Origin of the sequence: Aeromicrobium sp. Leaf272, assembly GCF_001422865.1 — a bacterium.
Taxonomy (GTDB): Bacteria; Actinomycetota; Actinomycetes; order Propionibacteriales; family Nocardioidaceae; genus Aeromicrobium.
Genome location: NZ_LMMY01000001.1, coordinates 6,118 through 7,493, shown reverse-complemented (window position 1 = coordinate 7,493; position 1,376 = coordinate 6,118). Strand labels below are relative to the sequence as shown.

Genomic DNA, 1,376 nt, shown 5'->3' with positions numbered 1-1,376 from the left:
CCCGGCAGACCGTCGACATCGCCGGCAAGGTCTCCGAGCACGCTTCCTACGGCGGACTGTGGCGGTTCGCCGTTCTCGCCGAGGGGATCGCTGGACTCCCCGCTTACCTTCACGGTCGCGGCTGGGGGATGGGCGAGGTCGTCGTAGGTGCTGACTCTCACGAGTACCTTCGGACGACCCAGGCTTCGACGGCTGAGGTTCTTTCGGCTCCCTGGGAAGTCACCGGCCGGCTCGTGGATCGTTTCGTCCGCAGCCTGCGGATCGCGGAGATGCCAGAGGTGAAGGCGGCCGTCAGCCCACCGGCGTCGACCGGCTGACTCACCGGCCGAGCTCCGCCGTGCACGGTTGCGGATCGAGGCTCGACCGAGCACGGTCCGACCTTGTCAGGTCGGACCGTGAATCACACGCGCGTTCTCCCGAGGGTTCTCCCGTGGAGTGACAGCAGCGACAGGGTCACTGACTACGATGGTCCGCAGGAACATGGGCATTTCTCCGGAAGGTTCTCCGGATTAAAGTCCCCATGTCCCGGGCCTCTAGCTCAACTGGCAGAGCAGCGGACTTTTAATCCGCGGGTTGTGGGTTCGAGTCCCACGGGGCCTACGACTCCGCCGTCGCCCGCCGGACTCAGGACCTGGTTCTGACCGGTCAGCCGAGCCCGGCCGTCGCGTCGATCGAGGGCAGGGGCTCCGCGCAGAGGCGCTCGGCCTCGGCTCGCTCGAGCCCGAGGGCCACGAGGACGTCGGACGTGACGCCGTCGACCGTCTCGGCCTCGTCGAGCCCTGGGCGCTCGTGCAGGAGGTGACCCAGCTCGATCATGGCGCCGGTGACCACCACCATCGCGCGGTCCAGGTCCATGTCGAGGAAGCGCCCCGCCTCCTGCGCCGCGCGGATATCGCGGCGGGCGCGCGGCCCCATCCCGTCCGGCGACTGGGAGAGCGCATGGCCCTGAGTCAGCAGCACGCGACTGATCTGGGGCTCGAGCCGGTGCAGGCGTCCCGTGAGCCGGAAGCTGCGCGCGAAGAGGGCCGCCGGATCGGTCGTGCCGTCGTCGACGGCGTCCAGGGACTCCGCCCACTGCGACAGTGCGGACTCGATCGCGGCGGCGAACAGCTCGTCCTTCGAGGCGAAGTGGTTGTAGAAGGTCCCGATGCCCACGTCGGCGCGCTCGGTGACCTCCTGGATCGGGACGCCCAGCCGGCCCTCCACCAGCAACCCCTGCGCTGCCTCGATGAGGGCGGCGCGCGTGCGGGCACGGCGCTTGTCGAAGCGTGACGTGCTCACAGGGGCGGCCATGGCGACGATCCTAGCCCGCGAGAACGCTTGACCACGGACCGTCGCATCCCTACTCTGAAGAAATCTTCAGTTTCGGAGGAATC

General features: G+C 68.6%; 2 protein-coding genes and 1 tRNA gene. 2 read left to right on the top strand and 1 reads right to left on the bottom strand.

The annotated features are described in order from the left end of the window. Together ASF38_RS17725 and ASF38_RS00040 are read left to right on the top strand one after the other, a co-directional pair. A partial coding sequence (locus ASF38_RS17725) for a hypothetical protein (protein WP_200914340.1) occupies positions 1 to 317 on the top strand: 317 nt, incomplete at its 5' end. 210 nt (positions 318 to 527) lie between these two features. After that, a tRNA-Lys gene (locus ASF38_RS00040) sits at positions 528 to 600 on the top strand. Between the two features lie 45 nt (positions 601 to 645). On the opposite strand, the gene ASF38_RS00035 is transcribed toward ASF38_RS00040, so the two are convergent. Next, positions 646 to 1,293, bottom strand: a complete 648-nt coding sequence (locus ASF38_RS00035) for a TetR/AcrR family transcriptional regulator (RefSeq protein WP_055970147.1) — start codon at positions 1,291 to 1,293, stop codon at positions 646 to 648. Positions 1,294 to 1,376: the final 83 nt, after the last annotated feature.